The organism is Cupriavidus basilensis OR16, from assembly GCF_000243095.1.
GTDB lineage: Bacteria > Pseudomonadota > Gammaproteobacteria > Burkholderiales > Burkholderiaceae > Cupriavidus > Cupriavidus basilensis_D.
Window position 1 is genome coordinate 1 of record NZ_AHJE01000328.1, and the last position, 1,241, is coordinate 1,241.

Annotated in this window: 1 protein-coding gene and 1 pseudogene; one reads left to right on the forward strand and one right to left on the reverse strand. The window is 68.5% G+C overall.

All coding sequences use genetic code 11. The features are described from left to right. Positions 1–662: pseudogene (locus OR16_RS38960) on the forward strand (DUF2252 family protein); the annotation flags it as partial. Between the two features lie 98 nt (positions 663–760). Here the strand turns inward: OR16_RS38960 and OR16_RS38965 are convergent. Then, positions 761–1,241: alkyl sulfatase dimerization domain-containing protein (locus tag OR16_RS38965; protein WP_043423188.1), on the reverse strand; the 481-nt coding region annotated here is incomplete at its 5' end.

Sequence of the window (1,241 nt, forward strand, 5' to 3'; positions counted from 1 at the left end):
GACGATCGGCAGCAGGGAGAAGGCGATCGACAAGGCGTTCAAGGCGTACCTGAACACCCTGGCGCCGGACCGGCGCCAACTGCTGAGCCATTTCACGCGGCACGATATGGCTTTCAAGGTGGTGGGGGTGGGCAGTGTCGGCACCCGTTGCCTGGTCATCCTGATGATCGACAACCACGGCAAGCCGCTCTTCCTGCAAAGCAAGCAGGCCAACCAGTCGGTGATTGCCCGCTACTTCAAGTCCGCTCCGGTGGCGCATGAGGGCCGGCGCGTAGTGGAAGGCCAACGGCTGATGCAGGCCGCCAGCGATGTGTTCCTGGGCTGGAACGACGGGCCCCTTCGGCCGCCACTTCTACGTGCGGCAGTTGCGCGACATGAAGCTCTCGCCGGAGATCGAGTTGATGGACGCCGAGTTGCTGGGCGAATATGCGGCACTGTGCGGCTGGATACTGGCGCGCGCCCACGCCAAGGCCAGCGGCCTGGCGCTGGAGATCAGCGGCTACCTGGGCAGCAGCGACGCGATGGCCGAGGCCATCGTGGCGTACTCAAACGGCTATGCCGACCAGGTCGAACGCGACTACGATGCGTTCGTCGCGGCATGCAGGTCGGGCCGGCTGGAAGCGCGTACGGATGCCGATATGGCGGCGGACTTCCGCGTCTAGGGGCAGGCCGGGCATCCGCACCGGCACGCGCCGAGCGCGGCCTGCCCGGCGCTGGCATGCCGGCAGGCGCGAACATGGCGCACCCGCAGTGGGAGGCATCAGCGGATGCCAAAGGCATGGCCCGTGCCTTGCTCGATCATGTCCGCCGCCGCCGCGTAGAGGCTGCGCGACACGTAGCTGCGCACCTGGCCCGCACGCTCGCGCAACCAGCGCGCCTTGAGCGAGCGGGCCCTGGCCAGCGTGGGTGAATCGCCGCGCGCGGTGGCCAGCACGTCGATCACATGCAGCGCAAGCTGGGTTTCGCCGCGATCCGCCAGCGCCTCGGCATGCCGGATCAACGCCTCGTGGTCGGCGATGGCCGCGACGATCTCCGCAGCCGCGCGCTCGGGTGGGGCGGGATGCAGGGAGGTCGGGTTGCGGTCCCACCAGCCGTTCTCGGAGCGATAGATATCGCGCGCAATGTAGCTTGGGTCGCCGTAGGCCGGGCGCATCCACGGCTGGTCGAACAGCTCCGGCGGCAACGCCAGCGATGCCAGCACCTCGCGCTCGCCGCAGCCGGCGTTCATCAGCCGGACCACT